The organism is Streptomyces sp. SAS_272 (assembly GCF_052543235.1).
The window spans coordinates 1-18,108 of sequence record NZ_JBMNDR010000123.1; the positions used below are offsets into that span (position 1 = coordinate 1).

10 protein-coding genes and 1 tRNA gene are annotated in these 18,108 nt (G+C 69.9%); 1 reads left to right on the forward strand and 10 read right to left on the reverse strand.

All coding sequences use genetic code 11. The features are described from left to right. Window positions 1–73: 73 nt before the first annotated feature. The 9 genes from ACN6LD_RS38825 to ACN6LD_RS38865 all read right to left on the reverse strand — a co-directional run bounded on the left by ACN6LD_RS38825 (window position 74) and on the right by ACN6LD_RS38865 (window position 14,583). Window positions 74–544: a Dps family protein gene (locus ACN6LD_RS38825; protein WP_319194123.1), complete on the reverse strand. Its 471-nt coding sequence runs from the start codon at window positions 542–544 to the stop codon at window positions 74–76. 204 nt (window positions 545–748) lie between these two features. Next, complete coding sequence (locus ACN6LD_RS38830) at window positions 749–1,129, reverse strand: helix-turn-helix domain-containing protein (protein ID WP_057575292.1); 381 nt, start codon at window positions 1,127–1,129, stop codon at window positions 749–751. 109 nt (window positions 1,130–1,238) lie between these two features. Further along, window positions 1,239–1,784 (reverse strand): CinA family protein, encoded by a 546-nt coding sequence (locus ACN6LD_RS38835; protein WP_445045606.1) that lies wholly within the window; start codon window positions 1,782–1,784, stop codon window positions 1,239–1,241. Next, entirely contained in the window at window positions 1,781–2,569 is a 789-nt protein-coding gene (gene pgsA / locus ACN6LD_RS38840) for a CDP-diacylglycerol--glycerol-3-phosphate 3-phosphatidyltransferase (protein ID WP_319194120.1), read from the reverse strand. Before pgsA ends, ACN6LD_RS38835 begins: the two co-directional genes overlap by 4 nt. Further along, on the reverse strand, window positions 2,566–4,035 hold the full coding sequence (gene rimO, locus ACN6LD_RS38845; RefSeq protein WP_319194118.1) for a 30S ribosomal protein S12 methylthiotransferase RimO: 1,470 nt from the start codon (window positions 4,033–4,035) through the stop codon (window positions 2,566–2,568). Before rimO ends, pgsA begins: the two co-directional genes overlap by 4 nt. Before the next feature lie 100 nt (window positions 4,036–4,135). Further along, window positions 4,136–4,975 carry a helix-turn-helix domain-containing protein gene (locus ACN6LD_RS38850; RefSeq protein WP_445045607.1) on the reverse strand — a complete coding sequence of 280 codons (840 nt, stop codon included), beginning with the start codon at window positions 4,973–4,975 and terminating at the stop codon, window positions 4,136–4,138. Between the two features lie 258 nt (window positions 4,976–5,233). After that, window positions 5,234–7,993, reverse strand: coding sequence for a DNA translocase FtsK (locus ACN6LD_RS38855; RefSeq protein WP_445045608.1), 2,760 nt, complete (start codon window positions 7,991–7,993; stop codon window positions 5,234–5,236). 163 nt (window positions 7,994–8,156) lie between these two features. Then, window positions 8,157–8,840: a response regulator gene (locus ACN6LD_RS38860; protein ID WP_057575285.1), complete on the reverse strand. Its 684-nt coding sequence runs from the start codon at window positions 8,838–8,840 to the stop codon at window positions 8,157–8,159. Window positions 8,841–9,120: 280 nt separating this feature from the next. Then, a complete protein-coding gene (locus ACN6LD_RS38865; protein WP_319194111.1) occupies window positions 9,121–14,583 on the reverse strand; it encodes a HAMP domain-containing protein in 5,463 nt (1,820 codons plus the stop codon). Between the two features lie 376 nt (window positions 14,584–14,959). Between ACN6LD_RS38865 and ACN6LD_RS38870 the strand changes: the two genes are divergently transcribed. Then, the gene (locus ACN6LD_RS38870) at window positions 14,960–17,701 is read left to right on the forward strand and encodes a SpoIIE family protein phosphatase (RefSeq protein WP_445045609.1); all 2,742 of its coding nucleotides are present in this window, start codon (window positions 14,960–14,962) and stop codon (window positions 17,699–17,701) included. Between the two features lie 56 nt (window positions 17,702–17,757). Here the strand turns inward: ACN6LD_RS38870 and ACN6LD_RS38875 are convergent. Continuing rightward, window positions 17,758–17,833, reverse strand: a tRNA-Thr gene (locus tag ACN6LD_RS38875). Between the last annotated feature and the right edge of the window lie 275 nt (window positions 17,834–18,108).

An 18,108-nucleotide genomic window follows, 5' to 3' on the forward strand; every position in this document is an offset into this window, starting at 1 on the left:
CCCGCCGGCCCCCCTGGTGGGCTCGACCGGCCGGCCGGCCGAGCCCGCCGTACGACCCGACAAGGCCGCAGCCTCACGCGTTCTCCGCCTGGAACATCCAGTGATGCTTCTCGAGATCGGCGGTGATCCCGATGAAGATGTCCTGGCTCACCGGGTCCGCGTCGCCGGTGGCCGCCACCCGTTCCCGCATACGGGTGATCACCGCTCCCAGAGCGGCGACCAGCGTCCCGATCGCGTCGGAGTCCTTGACCCAGCCCTCCGCCACCGCGTCGATCCCGCTGCCGGACGCCACGGTGGCCGCGCGCCCGTCCGGCGAGACGCCCAGCGCCGAGGCGCGCTCCGCCACGGTGTCGGAGTGGGCGCGGGCGACGTCCACGACCTCGTCGAGCTGAAGGTGCACGGACCGGAAGCGCGGCCCGACGACGTTCCAGTGGACCTGTTTGGCGACGAGCGACAGGTCGACCAGATCGACGAGCGAGCCCTGGAGCGCCTGCGAGACGATTTTCAGGTCGGCGTCGGACAGGGGACTCTTCACGACGTACATCGGTACCTCCGGTGGTCGGCCCCCGCAGTGCCTCTCCACGATGACTTCGACGGCCGGCACCGGCAAACCGACCCGGGACGCGAAAAACCCCGACCGCACCTTCTCCGGATCTTCCCGGAGAAGCCCCGGCCGGGGCCTCACACTTGCCAGTGCACTTACCTGCGCACGTGCCCGGGCCGGCTCAGAAGCCGGCGCACACTCGTCTCACGCGGCGACCACGTCCACCGCCTCGGCGGGTGCCTTGATGGTCACCCGCTCCGGAGGCACACCGGTCACCGACACGGAACCCAGCATCGGACGAACCGACGTGGGCACAGGCTGGCTGGGGGTGGCCGCTGCCGACTGTGCCAGCTCCGCGAGGGCGAGCTCGTCGCTCACTTCCCGCATGAGCTCGGACATCCGTACGTCCAGCGCGTCGCAGATGGCGGAGAGCAGCTCGGAGGATGCCTCCTTCTGCCCCCGCTCCACCTCGGAGAGATAGCCGAGTGAGACTCGGGCGGACGAGGAGACTTCGCGCAGAGTACGGCCCTGGCGCTGGCGCTGCCGACGCAGCACGTCACCCAGCAGGCGACGGAGCAGAATCATCGGTGGCTCCCTCCTCGGACCGCGTAGCCGCATCCTTCACGCCCCACCGTACCGCCTCGCGCTGCGGCCGTGCGGGGAGCGATGTCGTGTTCACTCAGGGCTGCAAACATCAAAACCCCCCGTTCTGTTCCGTATCCTGTGCCCGCTCATTCCCGGCGTGTTCGCCCGCAAGCTCTGTCAGGAGCAGTGCGAGTACGCTCCGTACACTCTCTCTACGAATTTCCGCCCGGTCGCCGTTCAACCGCAGGGCCTCCACTTTTCCGCCAGCGGCAGAACCGGGATCCGGGCCGAACGGTCCGTCCACGGCCACGAAGACCGTCCCCACGGACTGTCCGTCCTGGGCGTCCGGGCCGGCCACGCCGGTGGTCGCGAGCCCCCAGTCGGCGCCCAGCGCCTTGCGCACGCCGGCCGCCATCTGAGCCGCGACCTGCGCGTCCACCGCTCCCCGGGCCGCCAGCAGGCCGGCGTCGACGCCGAGCAGCCGGTGCTTGAGCTCGGTGGCGTACGCCGTCACCGAACCGCGGAAGACCTTGGACGCCCCGGGGACCGAGGTGATCTCCGCCGCGACCAGACCGCCGGTCAACGACTCGGCCACGGCGAGCGTGCCGCCCGTCGCTGTGAGTAGTCGCACCACGTCGGCAGCCGTGGAACTCACGCCTGCGTCTCCTCCGCCGCGGCTTCGCGCTCGGCGATTCCCGCCCGGCGCAGCACGATGGCCTGTCTCACATAGTCGAGCCCGGTCACCACGGTCAGGACGACCGCCGCGGCCATCACCCACCACCTCAGGGTCGCCAGCCATCCCGTCAGCGCCAGGACGTACATCCCGACGGCGATGCCCTGGACGAGCGTCTTCAGCTTGCCGCCCCGGCTCGCCGGGATGACGCCGTAGCGGATGACCACGAAACGCATGAGGGTGATCCCCAGTTCCCTGCCGAGGATCACGATCGTCACCCACCACGGCAGGTCGCCGAGCGAGGAGAGACAGATCAGCGCCGCTCCCATGATCGCCTTGTCGGCGATGGGGTCGGCGATCTTCCCGAAGTCGGTGACGAGGTCGTACGTGCGGGCCAGATGCCCGTCGAACAGATCGGTGATCATGGCAACGGCGAAGGCGGCCCAGGCGAACGAGCGCCACGCCGGGTCGTATCCGCCGTCGGCCAGCATCAGCGCGACGAAGCCGGGCACCAGGATCAGCCGGAGCATCGTCAGAAGATTGGCGATGTTCCACACGCTGGCCTGATTGACGGCGGCGGCCGCGAGCTTCGCGCCCCGCGGCGGCCGTGAGTCGCCCTCCGCCTCGGCGAGCGCGGCGACGTCGGCGGCGGTGGGGCCCAGAGCCGTCACCGTGGCCTGCTCGCCCTCCGCGGCCCGCGCGGCGGCGGACTGCGCGGCCGACGCGGGCGGGGGGCCGCCCGCGGCCGATGCCGGAACACCCGTCATCTGCCCGCCTCCTCACTACACCCGAACGAGCCCTGCAGAGGCTCGGCCACCAGGTCGACGCCTTCCGTGCCGATCACCTTCGCCTCGACCATACGACCGATGCCCAGGCCCTCGCCCGACGTGAGCAGCACCTGGCCGTCCGTCTCCGGCGCCTGGTGCTCGGCCCGGCCGTGCACGCCCTCGTCGTCGATCGACTCCACGAGCACGTGGACGGTCTCACCGAGCCGTTCCTCGGCGCGCTGCGAGACGAGCTCCTCGGCCAGCCGGGAGACCCGGGCGAGCCGCTCGGCCACGACGTCCACGTCGAGTTTGCCGTCGTACGTCGCGGCCTCGGTGCCGTCCTCGTCGGAGTAGCCGAAGACGCCGATCGCGTCCAGCCGTGCGCCGTTCAGGAAGCGCTCCAGCTCCGCCAGGTCGGCCTCGGACTCGCCGGGGAAGCCCACGATGAAGTTGGAGCGCACGCCCGCCTGGGGCGCCTTGCCGCGGATGGTGTCCAGGAGCTCGAGGAAGCGGTCGGTGTCGCCGAAGCGGCGCATCGCGCGCAGCACGCCGGGCGCGGAGTGCTGGAAGGACAGGTCGAAGTAGGGCGCGATCTTCGGCGTCGAGGTCAGCACGTCGATCAGACCGGGTCGCATCTCGGCCGGCTGAAGGTAGCTGACGCGCACCCGCTCCAGGCCGTCGACCTCGGCGAGCTCGGGCAGCAGCGACTCCAGCAGGCGGATGTCGCCGAGGTCCTTGCCGTAGGAGGTGTTGTTCTCGGAGACCAGCATGACCTCCTTGACGCCCTGCTCGGCCAGCCACCGCGTCTCGTTCAGCACGTCGCTCGGGCGGCGCGAGATGAAGGAGCCGCGGAACGACGGGATGGCGCAGAAGGAGCAGCGCCGGTCGCAGCCGGAGGCGAGCTTGACGGAGGCGACCGGAGCGCCGTCCAGCCGTCGGCGCAGGGGTGCGCGGGGGCCGGACTGCGGGGCCAGGCCCTCGGGGAGGTCGGTCGGCGCGCCGTGGCCGGGCAGCGCCACATCGGTCGCCGCCTGGCGCTCGGCCGGGCTGATCGGCAGCAGCTTGCGCCGGTCACGCGGGGTGTGGGAGGCGTGGATGCCGCCGTTCAGAATGGTCTGGAGGCGGTCGGAGATGTCGGTGTAGTCGTCGAAGCCGAGCACGCCGTCGGCTTCGGGAAGGGCCTCGGCGAGCTCCTTGCCGTACCGCTCGGCCATACAGCCCACGGCCACGACGGCCCGGGTTCTGCCGTGGCCCTTGAGGTCATTGGCTTCCAGAAGGGCGTCGACGGAGTCCTTCTTGGCGGCGTCGACGAAGCCGCAGGTGTTGACGACGGCGACGTCCGCGTCCTCGGCGTCCTCCACGAGCTGCCAGCCGTCCGCCTCCAAACGGCCTGCGAGCTCCTCCGAGTCCACCTCGTTGCGGGCGCAGCCAAGAGTGACGAGTGCGACGGTACGGCGTTCAGGCATGGGCTCAAGACTACTTTGTCCTGCCGACACCGGACGTCGACGGGGTTGACGATCTTCGCCGACCCCGTCGTACGCCCCCGTCACACCGGGAAGCGCCCGCTCATCCGACCTGCGGGTCGCCCTTCGTGTACGTCAGTCGCTCCACCGCGCCCGGCTGGAAGTCGTCGTTGAGCTTCTTGCCGTTGACGTAGAGATCGACGGCGCCCGCGTCGCCGAGGATCAGGTTGAGCTTCTCGCTGTCCTGGAAGGTCTGGGAGGCGCCCTTCTTGAGCAGGTCGTCGAAGAGCAGGCGGCCGGTGTGGTCCTTGACGGAGACCCAGCTGCGTCCGTCGGCGGCGACGACCTTGACGGTCACCTTGTCCTGCGGCGCCGCGGCGATGGCGCTGTCGGAGGGTTCGGGCTTCTCGTCGACCGGCTTCTCGGTCTTCGGCGTGGGCGAGGCGGTCTGGCCGGTCGTGGGGGTGGCGCCCTCGGCGACCTGGTCCTTCGCCCCGCCGTCGTCGCCGCCCTTGAAGGCGGTGAAGCCGACGAAGCCGACGACCGCGACGATCGCGGCGACCATGGCGGCGGTCCAGTTGGGTCCGCGGCGCTCGGGGCGGATGCGCTCCGCTTCGAACATGGGTGCCGCGGGGGTCGGCGCGGGGCGGCCGCCGTGGGTGGCGTCGTACCGGTCCATCAAGGGGGCGGGGTCCAGGTGGACGGCCCGGGCCAGGGTCCGGATGTGCCCGCGCGCGTAGACGTCCCCGCCGCAGGGGGTGAAGTCGTCCGCCTCGATGGCGTGGACGATGGCGATGCGCACCCGGGTGGCCGTGCTGACGTCGTCGACGGTCAGCCCGGCCGCGATACGGGCCTGCTGCAGGGCACGGCCGATGGAGAAGGGGGCTTCCTCGGACGGGTCTTCGAACGGACGCTCGTCTTCAGGGGAGTTGCCGATGGACACGGGGGCGCCTTTCGAGCGTGTAGCCACCTGTGCTGGAGGTTCAGTCTAGGGGGGGTGCCGAAGGGAGGGGCAACCGGACGGTAGGACTTTGTACGCCATCGGTATGGCCCGGACACATCGATGACGGGCCGGTCACGGACCCCGGGCGGGGAACCGCACCTGCCTCTCGCTCAACTGGACGTACGGCAAAGGGAAACGGTTGCTCAGCGTTTTCTAACGGGTGAGTCACGGCCGGCACCCGGTTCCCTCGACTGACGTCTACCCCTCAGACTGCCCTCGGATCACCGCGAGGACGCCGTCCAACTCGTCCGGCTTCACCAGAACGTCACGTGCCTTGGATCCCTCGCTGGGTCCGACGATGTTCCGCGACTCCATGAGGTCCATCAGCCGGCCGGCCTTGGCGAAGCCGACCCGCAGCTTGCGCTGGAGCATGGACGTCGACCCGAACTGGGTGGAGACGACCAGCTCGGCCGCCTGGCACAGCAGGTCCAGGTCGTCGCCGATGTCCTCGTCGATCTCCTTCTTCTGCTTCGTGCCCACGGTGACGTCGTCCCGGAAGACCGGGGCCATCTGGTCCTTGCAGTGCTGGACGACGGCCGCGACCTCGGCCTCGGTCACGAAGGCGCCCTGCATACGGGTGGGCTTGTTCGCCCCCATCGGCAGGAACAGTCCGTCGCCCTTGCCGATCAGCTTCTCGGCGCCCGGCTGGTCGAGGATGACCCGCGAGTCGGCGAGCGAGGAGGTGGCGAAGGCGAGCCGTGAGGGCACGTTCGCCTTGATCAGACCGGTGACGACGTCCACCGACGGGCGCTGTGTGGCCAGCACCAGGTGGATTCCCGCCGCGCGCGCGAGCTGCGTGATACGCACGATGGAGTCCTCCACGTCCCGCGGCGCGACCATCATCAGGTCCGCGAGCTCGTCGACGATCACCAGCAGGTAGGGATACGGCTGGAGCTCGCGCTCGCTGCCCTCGGGCGACTTGACGTTCCCCTCGCGCACGGCGCGGTTGAAGTCGTCGATGTGCCGGTAGCCGTAGGCGGCGAGGTCGTCGTAGCGCAGGTCCATCTCGCGCACGACCCACTGGAGCGCCTCGGCCGCCCGCTTCGGGTTGGTGATGATCGGCGTGATCAGGTGCGGGATGCCTTCGTAGGCCGTCAGCTCCACCCGCTTGGGGTCGACCAGGATCATCCGGACGTCCTCGGGGGTCGCCCGCATCATGACCGAGGTGATCAGACAGTTGATGCAGGACGACTTGCCGGACCCGGTGGCGCCTGCGACCAGGATGTGCGGCATCTTCGCCAGCGAGTGCATGACGTAACCGCCTTCGACGTCCTTGCCGAAGGCGACCAGCATCGGGTCGTCGTCCTCGGCGGACTCGGCCAGTCGCAGCACGTCGCCGAGGTTGACCATCTCGCGGTCGGTGTTCGGGATCTCGATGCCGACCGCGGACTTGCCGGGGATGGGGCTGATGATCCGCACATCGGGGCTGGCGACGGCGTAGGCGATGTTCTTGGCGAGGGCGGTGATCCGCTCGACCTTCACGGCGGGGCCGAGCTCGACCTCGTAGCGGGTGACCGTCGGCCCGCGGGTGAAGCCGGTGACGGCGGCGTCGACCTTGAACTCGGTGAAAACGTTCGTCAGCGACGCGACGACGAGGTCGTTGGCCGCGCTGCGCGCCTTGCCGGGGCCGCCGCGCTCCAGAAGGTCGAGCGAGGGCAGCGCATAGGTGATGTCGCCCGAGAGCTGGAGCTGCTCGGCGCGCGGCGGCAGCTCGCGCGAGTGTTCGGGAGCCGACTTCGTCAGGTCCGGCACGGCCCCGTCGGTCCTGAGCTTCTCCTGCCTGGGGCGCGCCACCGGCGAGGGGACGGGTTCCGCGGCCGGCGTCGGCACGGGTGTCGGCGTCGTCGACTCCCGGTCCCCCACGCTGACGCCCTGGGTGAGGTCGGCGACGATCCGCGAGGGCGGCATCCCGTGCAGGACGGCGCCGTCGAGGTCGGCCGCAGCGGCCGCGGCGATGTCCACGGCGTCCGGCTGCCGGTCCATGGCCGGTTGCGGCACCGCCGAGCGCCGGGGCCGGCCGCGCCGCTGCGAGAGCGCGTCCTGCTCGGCGCTGTCGGGGTCGTACGCGTCGGGCGCGCCCGAGCGTCGTCGGGGACGGCCGGGCAGCGCCTCGCGCCACTGCTCGTCATAACGCTCGTCGTCCGAGAACTCGTCGTACTCGTACGTCTCGGGATCGTGCAGCACGCCCAGCCGCACCCCGAGCTGACGCAGCCGCTGCGGGATCGCGTTGACGGGGGTCGCGGTGACGACGAGCAGCCCGAAGACCGTGAGCAGCACCAGCAGCGGCACGGCGAGCACCTCGCCCATGGCGTAGGTCAGCGGCGTCGCCGCGCCCCAGCCGATGAGACCGCCCGCGTCCCTTATGGCCTGCATGCCGGCGCTGCGCGCGGGCGAGCCGCAGGCGATGTGAACCTGCCCGAGCACGCCGATCACGAGCGCGGACAGACCGATCACGATGCGGCCGTTGGCCTCCGGCTTCTCCGGGTGGCGGATGAAGCGCACGGCGATGACCGCCAGCAGTATCGGTACGAGCAGGTCGAGCCGGCCGAACGAGCCGGTCACCAGGATCTCGACGAGGTCGCCGACGGGGCCGCGCAGGTCGGCCCAGGTGCCCGCGGCGACGATCAGGGCGAGCCCCAGCAGCAGCAGCGCGACGCCGTCCTTGCGGTGGGCCGGGTCGAGGTTCTTCGCGCCGTTCCCTATGCCGCGGAACACGGCGCCGACGGCGTGTGCCAGGCCGAGCCAGACGGCGCGGACGAGGCGGTAGACGCCCCCCGTGGGGCTGGGAGCCGGCGCGGGCGCGGGCTTCCTCGCCGCGGCCTTCCTGGCAGGCGCCTTCTTCGCCGGCGCCTTCTTCGGGACGGCCTTCTTGGCGGCGGCCTGCTTCGCCACAGCCTTCGCGGGAGCCGCCGCCTTCTTGGCGGGCTGCTTCTTGGCTGCGGAAGGACGTGAGGCCATGGAGGTGAGGTTACCGGTGGAGACCACAAGGGACACGCGTGGCCACTGCTTCACCCGTTCGTGTCGCCCTCACGGACACCCTGAACTGACGCGTCCGCTGTGCGGGAAAAAGAACTGACGCGTCGTCATGCGCAACTCCGTGCGCCGCGCGCGCCAGTTCCGATCAGTTCTGCGACGACACGGAGGCCGTGCCGCTGCCGGCACCCGGCTCCAGGGCGTCCAGCGCCCGGCGCAGACCTGTGAGTTTGCGCTCCAGATGCGCGGCCGTGGCCACCGCGGCCGCGTCCGCCGACTCGTCGTCGAGCTGCTTGGACAGTGCCTCTGCCTGCTCCTCGACGGCCGCGAGCCGCGCGGAGAGCTCGGCGAGCAGACCGGCCGCCTCCTTGGCGCCGCCCGTGGCGGCCTTGCCGCCGCCCTCCAACTGCAGCCGCAGCAGCGCCGCCTGCTCGCGGAGCTGGCAGTTCTTCATGTACAGCTCGACGAACACCGAGACCTTCGCACGCAGCACCCACGGGTCGAACGGCTTGGAGATGTAGTCCACCGCGCCCGCCGCGTAACCGCGGAAGGTGTGGTGCGGCCCGTGGTTGATCGCGGTGAGGAAGATGATCGGGATGTCCCGGGTCCGCTCCCGCCGCTTGATGTGCGCGGCCGTTTCGAAACCGTCCATTCCCGGCATCTGGACGTCCAGCAGAATGACCGCGAAGTCGTCCGTCAGCAGTGCCTTGAGCGCCTCTTCCCCGGACGATGCCCGCACCAGCGTCTGATCGAGCGCCGAGAGGATCGCCTCCAGCGCCAGCAGATTCTCCGGCCGGTCATCGACCAGGAGGATCTTGGCCTTCTGCACCATGGCCCGCCCTCCTCGCCCCGGCAGTGCACCGGGCGCCGCCCCTGGGGACGACTCCTGTACGCCGCCCTTCCTTGTGCCGGTCATGGTAGCCGCACCCCGACCGTCGCCACACCCTGTCACCGTGATGTCACTGTGCACGTAGCAGGAACGCAGCAGAAGACCAGAAGGTTCCCCGAATTCCGCCCCGCTACACGGGACCGGCCACCCTGAGTCAACAACTCCGCGCGACCTTTGCAAGTTCCCGTCGCGCGGGAGGCCTCCGCCACGCCGAGGACCCGCGTCACTCGCCCCGCATCCACTGCTGCATCACGGTCAGCAGGTGATCGGGGTCCACGGGCTTCGTCACATAGTCGGACGCGCCGGACTCGATCGCCTTCTCCCGGTCCCCCTTCATCGCCTTCGCGGTCAGCGCGATGATCGGCAGACCGGAGAACTGAGGCATCCGACGGATCGCACTCGTTGTCGCGTACCCGTCCATCTCGGGCATCATGATGTCCATCAGGACGACCGCCACGTCGTCGTGCTGCTCCAGGACCTCGATGCCCTCCCGGCCGTTCTCCGCGTACAGCACCGACAGGCCGTGCTGCTCCAGGACGCTGGTCAGCGCGAACACGTTGCGGATGTCGTCGTCGACGATCAGCACCTTCTCCCCGCCGAACCGGATGCCCGGGCGCGCCTGCGTCCCCGTCTGCTGTCCGCGGGACGGCCACTGCTCCGGCCGGCCGACCTGCTCACCGCTCACCAGCCGGCGACGACGCCGGAAGAGAGCCGCCGGGCCGTTCTGCGCGTCCTGGTACGACTTCACCTCGGCAGGCATCCGGATCTCCGTCTCGGACAGCTCCGACGGCTCGACCGCCCCGTTCTCGGAGGCCACCAGGTCACCGGCCTCCAGGGCGGGCACGATCTGCTGGTAGCCCTGCGGCGGCAGCTCGCTCGGGTGCAGCGGCAGGTACAGCGTGAACGTCGACCCACGGCCCGTCTCGCTCTGTGCGTGGATCTCACCGCCGAGCAGCTGCGCGATCTCCCGCGAGATCGACAGCCCGAGGCCGGTTCCGCCGTACTTGCGGCTGGTGGTGCCGTCCGCCTGCTTGAACGCCTCGAAGATCACGCGCATCTTGCTGGCCGCGATCCCGATGCCGGTGTCGGTCACCGAGAACGCGATCAGCGGCGCGTCCGCGTCGGTCAGCGACCCCGCCTCGAGCAGCTGTTCGCGGATCGCCACCGGCACCTCCGCCCCGGCCGGCCGGATGACGAGCTCCACCGACCCGGAGTCGGTGAACTTCACCGCGTTGGACAGCAGGTTGCGCAGCACCTGCAGAAGCCGCTGCTCGTCGGTGTGGAGCGTGGCCGGCAGCTCCGGCGACACCCGCACCGACAGGTCGAGCCCCTTCTCCGCGGTCAGCGGGCGGAAGGTGGCCTCCACGTAGTCCACGAGCTGCACGAGCGCGATCCGCGTCGGCGACACGTCCATCTTGCCCGCCTCGACCTTCGACAGGTCGAGGATGTCGTTGATCAGCTGCAGCAGGTCGGAACCGGCTCCGTGGATCGTCTCGGCGAACTCGACCTGCTTCGGTGTGAGATTGGTGTCCGCGTTGTCGGCGAGCAGCTTGGCGAGGATCAGCAGCGAGTTCAGCGGCGTCCGCAGCTCGTGCGACATGTTCGCCAGGAACTCGCTCTTGTAGCGCATCGACACCGCGAGCTGCTCGGCCCGCTCCTCCAGCACCTGCCGCGCCTCCTCGATCTCGGTGTTCTTCACCTCGATGTCGCGGTTCTGCTGGGCCAGCAGCTCGGCCTTCTCCTCCAGTTCGGCGTTGGACGCCTGAAGCGCCTTCTGCCGCTGTTCCAACTCGGCCGACCGCTCCCGAAGTTGCTCGGTCAGTTCCTGCGACTGCTTCAGCAGCTGCTCCGTCTTGGTGTTGACGGAGATCGTGTTGACGCTGGTCGCGATCATCTCGGCGAGCTGGTTGAGGAAGTCCTTCTGGATCTGTGTGAACGGCGTGAACGACGCCAGTTCGATCACGCCGAGCACCTGCCCCTCGAACAGCACCGGCAGCACGATCACCTGCGCGGGCGGCGCCTCGCCGAGCCCCGAGGAGATCTTCAGATAGCCGCTCGGGGCGTTCGCCACGAGGATCGTGCGCTTCTCCTCGGCGGCCGTCCCCACCAGCGCCTCGCCCGGCCGGAACGACGACGGCATGGAACCCATCGAGTAGCCGTACGAGCCCAGCATCCGCAACTCGTACAGATCCACGTCACCGTCGGCCGGCGGCATCGCCAGGAAGAACGCGCCGTGCTGCGCGGCCACCAGGGGCGGCAGCTCGCTCATGATCAGCGAGGCCACGTCCTGGAGGTCGCGCCGGCCCTGCATCAGGGCGGACACGCGCGCGAGGTTGCCCTTGAGCCAGTCCTGCTCCTTGTTCGCGATGGTGGTGTCACGCAGGTTCGCGATCATCTTGTTGATGTAGTCCTGGAGCTCCTGGATCTCCCCGGACGCGTCCACGTCGATCTTCAGGTTCAGGTCGCCGCGGGTCACCGCGGTCGCCACGCGCGCGATGGCCCGCACCTGCCGGGTCAGGTTCCCGGCCATCTCGTTCACCGACTCGGTCAGGTCGCGCCAGGTGCCGTCGACGTCACGCACGCGTGCCTGACCGCCCAGCTGCCCCTCGGTGCCCACCTCGCGGGCGACGCGGGTGACCTCCTCGGCGAACGACGACAGCTGGTCGACCATCGTGTTGATGGTCGTCTTCAGCTCGAGGATCTCCCCGCGCGCGTCGATGTCGATCTTCTTCGTCAGGTCACCCTTGGCGATGGCCGTCGTGACCATGGCGATGTTGCGCACCTGACCGGTCAGGTTGGACGCCATCCCGTTCACCGAGTCGGTGAGGTCCTTCCACGTGCCCGCCACGCCCGGCACATGCGCCTGCCCGCCCAGGATGCCGTCCGTGCCCACCTCACGGGCCACCTTGGTGACCTGCTCGGCGAACGAACTCAGCGTCTTCACCATGGTGTTGAAGGTGTCCGCGAGCTGCTGCACCTCTCCGCGCGCCTCGATCGTCACCGTGCGGGTCAGGTCGCCGTTGGCGACGGCCGCCGCGACCTGGGAGATGTTGCGCACCTGCATGGTCAGGTTCTTGGCCATCAGGTTGACGTTGTCGGTGAGGTCCTTCCAGATGCCCGTGACGCCCGACGCGTACGCCTGGCCGCCGAGGATGCCCTCGGTGCCCACCTCGCGGGCCACCCGGGTCACCTGCTCCGCGAAGGAGGACAGCTGGTCGACCATCGTGTTCACGGTGGTGACGAGCTCGAGGATCTCGCCCTTGGCGTCGACGGTGATCTTCTTCGACAGGTCGCCCTTGGCGACGGCGGTCGTGACGTCGGCGATCTGGCGCACCTGAATGGTCAGGTTGTTCGCCATGAAGTTCACCGACTGCGTGAGGTCCTTCCAGGTGCCGGAGACGCCCTGCACCTCGGCCTGTCCGCCGAGCTGCCCCTCCGTACCCACCTCACGGGCCACGCGCGTGACCTCCTGGGCGAACGACGACAGCTGGTCGACCATCGTGTTCAGGGTGTTCTTCAGCTCCAGGATCTCTCCGCGCGCGTCCACGGTGATCTTCTGGGAGAGGTCACCGCGGGCCACCGCCGTGGCCACCTGGGCGATGTTGCGCACCTGGGCGGTGAGGTTGCCGGCCATGCCGTTCACCGAGTCCGTCAGGTCCCGCCACACGCCCGCCACACCGGGCACCTGCGCCTGACCTCCCAGCCGGCCCTCGGTGCCCACGTCACGCGCGACCCGGGTCACCTGGTCGGCGAACGCGGACAGCTGGTCGACCATCGTGTTGATGGTGTTCTTCAGCTCGAGGATCTCCCCGCGCGCGTCCACGTCGATCTTCTGCGACAGGTCGCCCCGCGCCACCGCCGTCGTCACCTGCGCGATGTTGCGCACCTGCGAGGTCAGGTTCCCCGCCATGGAGTTGACGGAGTCGGTGAGCTCCTTCCAGGTGCCCGACACGCCGTCCACCCGCGCCTGACCGCCCAGCCGGCCCTCGGTGCCCACGTCCCGGGCCATCCGCGTCACCTGGTCGGCGAACGACGACAGCTGGTCCACCATCGTGTTCACGGTGTTCTTCAGCTGCGCCATCTCGCCGGACACGTCCACGGTGACCTTCTGCGAGAGGTCTCCGTTGGCCACCGCCGTGGTGACCTGCGCGATGTTCCTCACCTGTCCGGTGAGATTCCTGAACGCCGTGTTGACGGAGTCCGTCAGGTCCTTCCAGGTGCCGGCCGCGCCCGACACCTGCGCCTGACCGCCGAGCTCACCCTCGACGCCGATCTCGCGCGCCACCCGCGTGACCTCGGCTCCGAACGCCGACAGCTGGTCGACCATCCCGTTGACGGTGTTCTTCAGCTCCAGCATCTCGCCGGCCACGTCCACCGTGACCTTCTGCGAGAGATCACCGCTCGCCACCGCCGTCGTCACGGCCGCGATGTCCCGCACCTGCGTCGTGAGGTTGCGGAAGACGGTGTTGACGGAGTCCGTCAGGTCCTTCCACGTGCCGGCCGCCCCGGGCACGTTCGCCTGGCCGCCCAGCTGCCCCGCGGCGCCCACCTCGTTGGCGACGCGCGTGACCTCGTCGGCGAAGGTCCGCAGCGTCTCGGTCATCTGGTTGATCGTGTCGGCGAGCTGCGCGACCTCGCCGCGCGCGGACACCGTCACCTTCTGCGACAGGTCGCCGTTGGCGACCGCCGTCGTCACCTCCGCGATCCCGCGCACCTGGGCCGTCAGGTTCCCGGCCATGGTGTTCACCGAATCGGTGAGTTCCTTCCACACGCCGTCCACGCCGGACACCTGCGCCTGGCCGCCGAGGATGCCCTCGGTGCCCACCTCGCGGGCGACCCGCGTCACCTCGACCGAGAACGCGGAGAGCTGGTCCACCATCGTGTTGACGGTGTTCTTCAGCTCGAGCATCTCGCCCTCGACGTGAACCGTCACCTTCCGTGACAGATCACCCTTGGCCACAGCCGTCGTCACCAGCGCGATGTCCCGCACCTGCGCCGTCAGACGGTACGCCATGGTGTTGACGGACTCCGTGAGGTCCTTCCACGAACCCGACATACCGCGCACCTGGGCCTGCCCGCCCAGCTTGCCCTCGGTGCCCACCTCGCTGGCCACGCGCGTGACCTCGTCGGTGAACGTCGACAACTGGTCGACGAGGTTGTTGACGGTCCGCCCGACCTTCAGGAACTCCCCGCGCAACGGCTGCCCGGCCGCCCCGTCCGGCGTCTGCGTCCTGAGCTCCATGCGCGGCGACAGATCGCCCTCGGCCACCGCCGACAGCACCCGCCCGACCTCGGAGACCGGCCGGACCAGGTCGTCGACCAGCGCGTTCGAGTTGTCGACGGCCGTCGCCCAGGACCCCTCGCAGGCACCCGTCTCCAGCCGCTCGGTGAGCTTCCCCTCACGTCCCACCATGCGCCGCACCCGCGACAGCTCACCCGTGAGATGCAGATTGCGGTCCGCCACCTCGTTGAACACGGCGGCGATCTCCGACATCACGCCGTCGCCGGAGACCGTGAGCCGCTTACGGAAGTTTCCCTCCCGCATGGACACCAGAGCGACGAGCAAGCGGTTCAGAGCTGCCGTGTCCACGACAGTGGTCCCGCCACGTGGTGTACGCGGCCTACTCAGAGACTGTCCGCCTTTCGCGCGCGTCTTAGTGCCCCGCGTCGCTGCGCCAGACTCCACTTGTCCCTCCCGCAGGGGTCGACCGTTACCACTGTGCCTGGGTGCTACTTTTCGCCATGCCCGTTACCGCTGGGTATCCACGCCCGATCAAACCAGGCGGGGCCCGAGAGCTACTGCCCCCTGTGCTCAGAAGACACCCAGTCTGCCCGGACCTTCACAAGAAGCCTGCCCAGTGTTTCACCCTTGCCGAACCAGGCCATAACAGTTCGGCAGCTTCGCACATCGTCCGCACACCCCAGGGCGTAAACACAGCCGACCGGCATCCGCGCGGACCGGGAAGGTAAGTAACCTTGCATGCGGCCTCCCAGCCACGCCGGTCCCACCGGCCTGGGCGGTGGCACGAGCACGAGCGGGCATCGGAGGGGCGGCCGCACACATGACCACCGGACTGATCCCGGGGGGACAGACCCCGGACCCCCGGTCTTCAGGCACGCGTCCGCCCCACCAGCGAGGCGACCTGTCCGGCCGGGAAGCCCTGCACGTCGACGACCGGCCGAGGAGTTCTGTGATCACCGCGCGCGCGGCTGCCAGCTTCGAGCCCGTGGGGCGATCCGTGGCGACCGCCCGAGCCTTCGCCCGCGACACCCTTCAGGGGTGGGGCTTCGCCGACATCATCGACGACGCGGTGGTCCTCACCAGCGAACTGGTGACCAACGCGGTCGTCCACGCCGGCACCCACGCCGACGTGCTGTGCCTGCGCAGCGACGGCGGTGTCCGCATCGAGGTGGCCGACCGGTATCCGGAGCGCGAGATCCCCCTCCAGGGCTCCCCCGCGACCATGGGCAGCCCCGACCGCGAGGGCGGCCGCGGCCTCCAGCTGTGCGCGGCCATCGCCGCCCGCTGGGGCGTCGAGTACACCCCCACCCACAAACAGGTCTGGTTCCAACTCGACCTCCCCGACCGTCCGGTGGGCACGCGCGCCGCCGGCCCGTCGCTCCCCGCCGATCTCCTGCCCCTCGCCGACAGCCGGGTACGCGTCGCCGTCGTCCAGATCGACCGCGTCGGAGCAGTCTCCGCCTGGAACGAGGACGCCGAGGAACTCTTCGGCTACTCCGCGGACCAGGTCACCGGCAAGCCCCTCACCGACCTCGCCGCCTGGCCGCACACCCCGGGAACCAGCACCGGCCTCGCCGAAGCACTCCAGCTCTCCCGCTGGGAGGGCAGTTACGGCATCCGAGGCGCGGACGGCCGGGTCACCCCGGTCTACGCCTCCCACCTGCGCGTCCGCGACACCGACGGCGAGCCGTCCACGGTCTGCCTGCTCGTCCGCGACCACGAACGCGCCGTCCTGCAGACCCCCTCGCGCGTCCCGTCCACGGACAGCACCACAGCCGCCGACGGCCAGAGCACCGACCCGTTCGAGGTGTTCATCGGCTCACCGGCCCCCGACGATCTCGACGGTCTCCTCCAGCGCACGGTCGAGCGCGCCCGTGACATGCTCGACGGCGACTCCGCCTTCCTGCTCCTGGCCACCGACGACGAGACCGAGCTGGAGGTCCGCGCCTCCACGGGTCTGCCCTCCGCCCGCCAGCGCTTCGCGCGCGTGCCCGTCGAGGCCGGCCCGGGCCGCTACGGCTCGGCCCGGATGCCGGCCGTCCACGAGGACCTCCTGGCCGTCCCCGGCGCCGTCCCCCTGCTGAACGGCACCGGCATGCGTTCGGTCGTCACGGTCCCGCTGAAGGTCGAGGGCCGCCTGACCGGCTCCCTCGGCGTGGCCGCCGAGGCTCAGGGCCGCTACTCCAACGAGGAGGCCCTGCGCCTCCAGTTCGCGGCCGACCGCATCGCGCTGGCCGTGGAGTCGGCCCGCCTCGGCGAGCTGGAACGCCTGCGCCGAGGCTCTCTCAGCTTCCTCGTCGAAGCCTCCGACCTCCTCGCGGGCACTCTGGACCGCGATCAGACCCTCGCCCTGATGGCCCAGATGACCGTGCCGACGCTGGCGACCTGGTGCGCGGTCTACACGATCGCCGACCAGGCCTCCGACCCGTACCTCTCCTACGTCCTGCACGAGGACGAGGAACTGATCGACGGCATCAAGTCGTTGCTCTCGAAGATCACCCCGCCCGACCCGGTCCCCACGCCCGGAGCCCGGGTGTGGGCGGCCCCCGCCGCGGCCGCTCACGACGCGGCCCTGCGCAGTTCCATGCGCAGCCTCGGCCTGACCGGCGGCCCGACCCATCAGGTGGCCTCGGGCATCGGTCCCACCCTCGCCACGGCCTCCGCCGTCGGCGGCGAGACCGTCGTCCTCCCCCTCGTCGCCCGCAACCGTGTCATCGGCATGCTGACCCTCGGCAAGCCCACCGACGAGCACTTCCGCCAGGAGATCCTGGAACTGGCCGAGGACCTGAGCCGCCGAGCTGCCCTCGCCCTCGACAACGCCCGCCTGTACTCGGAGCGCACGGCCATCAGCCAGGCCCTCCAGCGCAGCCTGCTCCCTCCGGAGACCCCCAAGATCGACGGCGTCGAGGTCGAGGTCATCTACCGCGCTGCCGGAGAGGGCAACGAGGTGGGCGGCGACTTCTACGACGTCTTCCCCATCAGCGAAGGCGTCTACGGCTTCGCCATCGGCGACGTCTGCGGCACGGGCCCGAACGCGGCGGCGGTGACCGGCCTTGCCCGGCACGCCCTTCGCCTGCTGGCCAGGGAAGGCCTCAGCGGCCCGGCGGTCCTCGAACGTCTCAACTCCGCCATCCTCGACGAGGGTGCCCGCAGCCGCTTCCTGACCCTCCTCTACGGCGAGATGCGCCCGCACGAGGACGGCAGCGCGGAGTTGAAGATCGTCTGCGCGGGCCACCCGCTGCCCCTCCGGCTGCGTCAGGACGGCACGGTCGAGCCCGCCGCCGAACCTCAGCCGCTGCTGGGCGTCATGGAGGACCTGGAGCTCTACGAGCAGACCGTCACCCTCGACCCGGGCGACGTCCTGCTCTGCGTCACCGACGGAGTCACCGAACGCCGCGAGGGCACCCGCATGCTGGGGGACGACGGTCTCGCCGACGTTCTCACCACCTGCACGGGTCTCACCGCCGGCGCGGTCGCCGCCCGCATCATGCGCGCGGTGGAACGCTTCGCTTCCGACGCCCCGTCGGACGACATGGCGATCCTGGCCATGCGCGTGGCGTAGGAGAAGACGGGCAACGAGAAAAGCCCCCACCCGAACGGGTGGGGACTTTCTCTTTGTGGAGCCCCCTAACGGAATCGAACCGTTGACCTTCTCCTTACCATGGAGACGCTCTGCCGACTGAGCTAAGGGGGCTGGTCACTTGTCGAGGTTTCCCTCGCGGCAACGAAATAGAGCATACCCCGAACGACCCGGTGTTCTCAAACTCGCGCACAGGCCGACCTGAAGCGATCCGCCGGACGCCACCTGGCGGGCCCGCTCCGCTGCGTCTTCCGCCTTGGCCGGCCGCTGAAAAGCCGGACACCGACCGTTTCGGCATGCTGTGAACGCAGAAAACCCCCGTGCCGAATGGCACGGGGGTTTTCGCAATGATTGTTCGGCGGTGTCCTACTCTCCCACAGGGTCCCCCC

What these genes read in the sequence shown, in the direction of transcription:
- ACN6LD_RS38825 (WP_319194123.1), bottom strand. Translation starts at nt 544, where the DNA reads ATGTACGTCGTGAAGAGTCCCCTGTCCGACGCCGACCTGAAAATCGTC.
- ACN6LD_RS38830 (WP_057575292.1), bottom strand. Translation starts at nt 1,129, where the DNA reads ATGATTCTGCTCCGTCGCCTGCTGGGTGACGTGCTGCGTCGGCAGCGC.
- pgsA (WP_319194120.1), bottom strand. Translation starts at nt 2,569, where the DNA reads ATGACGGGTGTTCCGGCATCGGCCGCGGGCGGCCCCCCGCCCGCGTCG.
- rimO (WP_319194118.1), bottom strand. Translation starts at nt 4,035, where the DNA reads ATGCCTGAACGCCGTACCGTCGCACTCGTCACTCTTGGCTGCGCCCGC.
- ACN6LD_RS38855 (WP_445045608.1), bottom strand. Translation starts at nt 7,993, where the DNA reads ATGGCCTCACGTCCTTCCGCAGCCAAGAAGCAGCCCGCCAAGAAGGCG.
- ACN6LD_RS38860 (WP_057575285.1), bottom strand. Translation starts at nt 8,840, where the DNA reads ATGGTGCAGAAGGCCAAGATCCTCCTGGTCGATGACCGGCCGGAGAAT.
- ACN6LD_RS38870 (WP_445045609.1), top strand. Translation starts at nt 14,960, where the DNA reads ATGACCACCGGACTGATCCCGGGGGGACAGACCCCGGACCCCCGGTCT.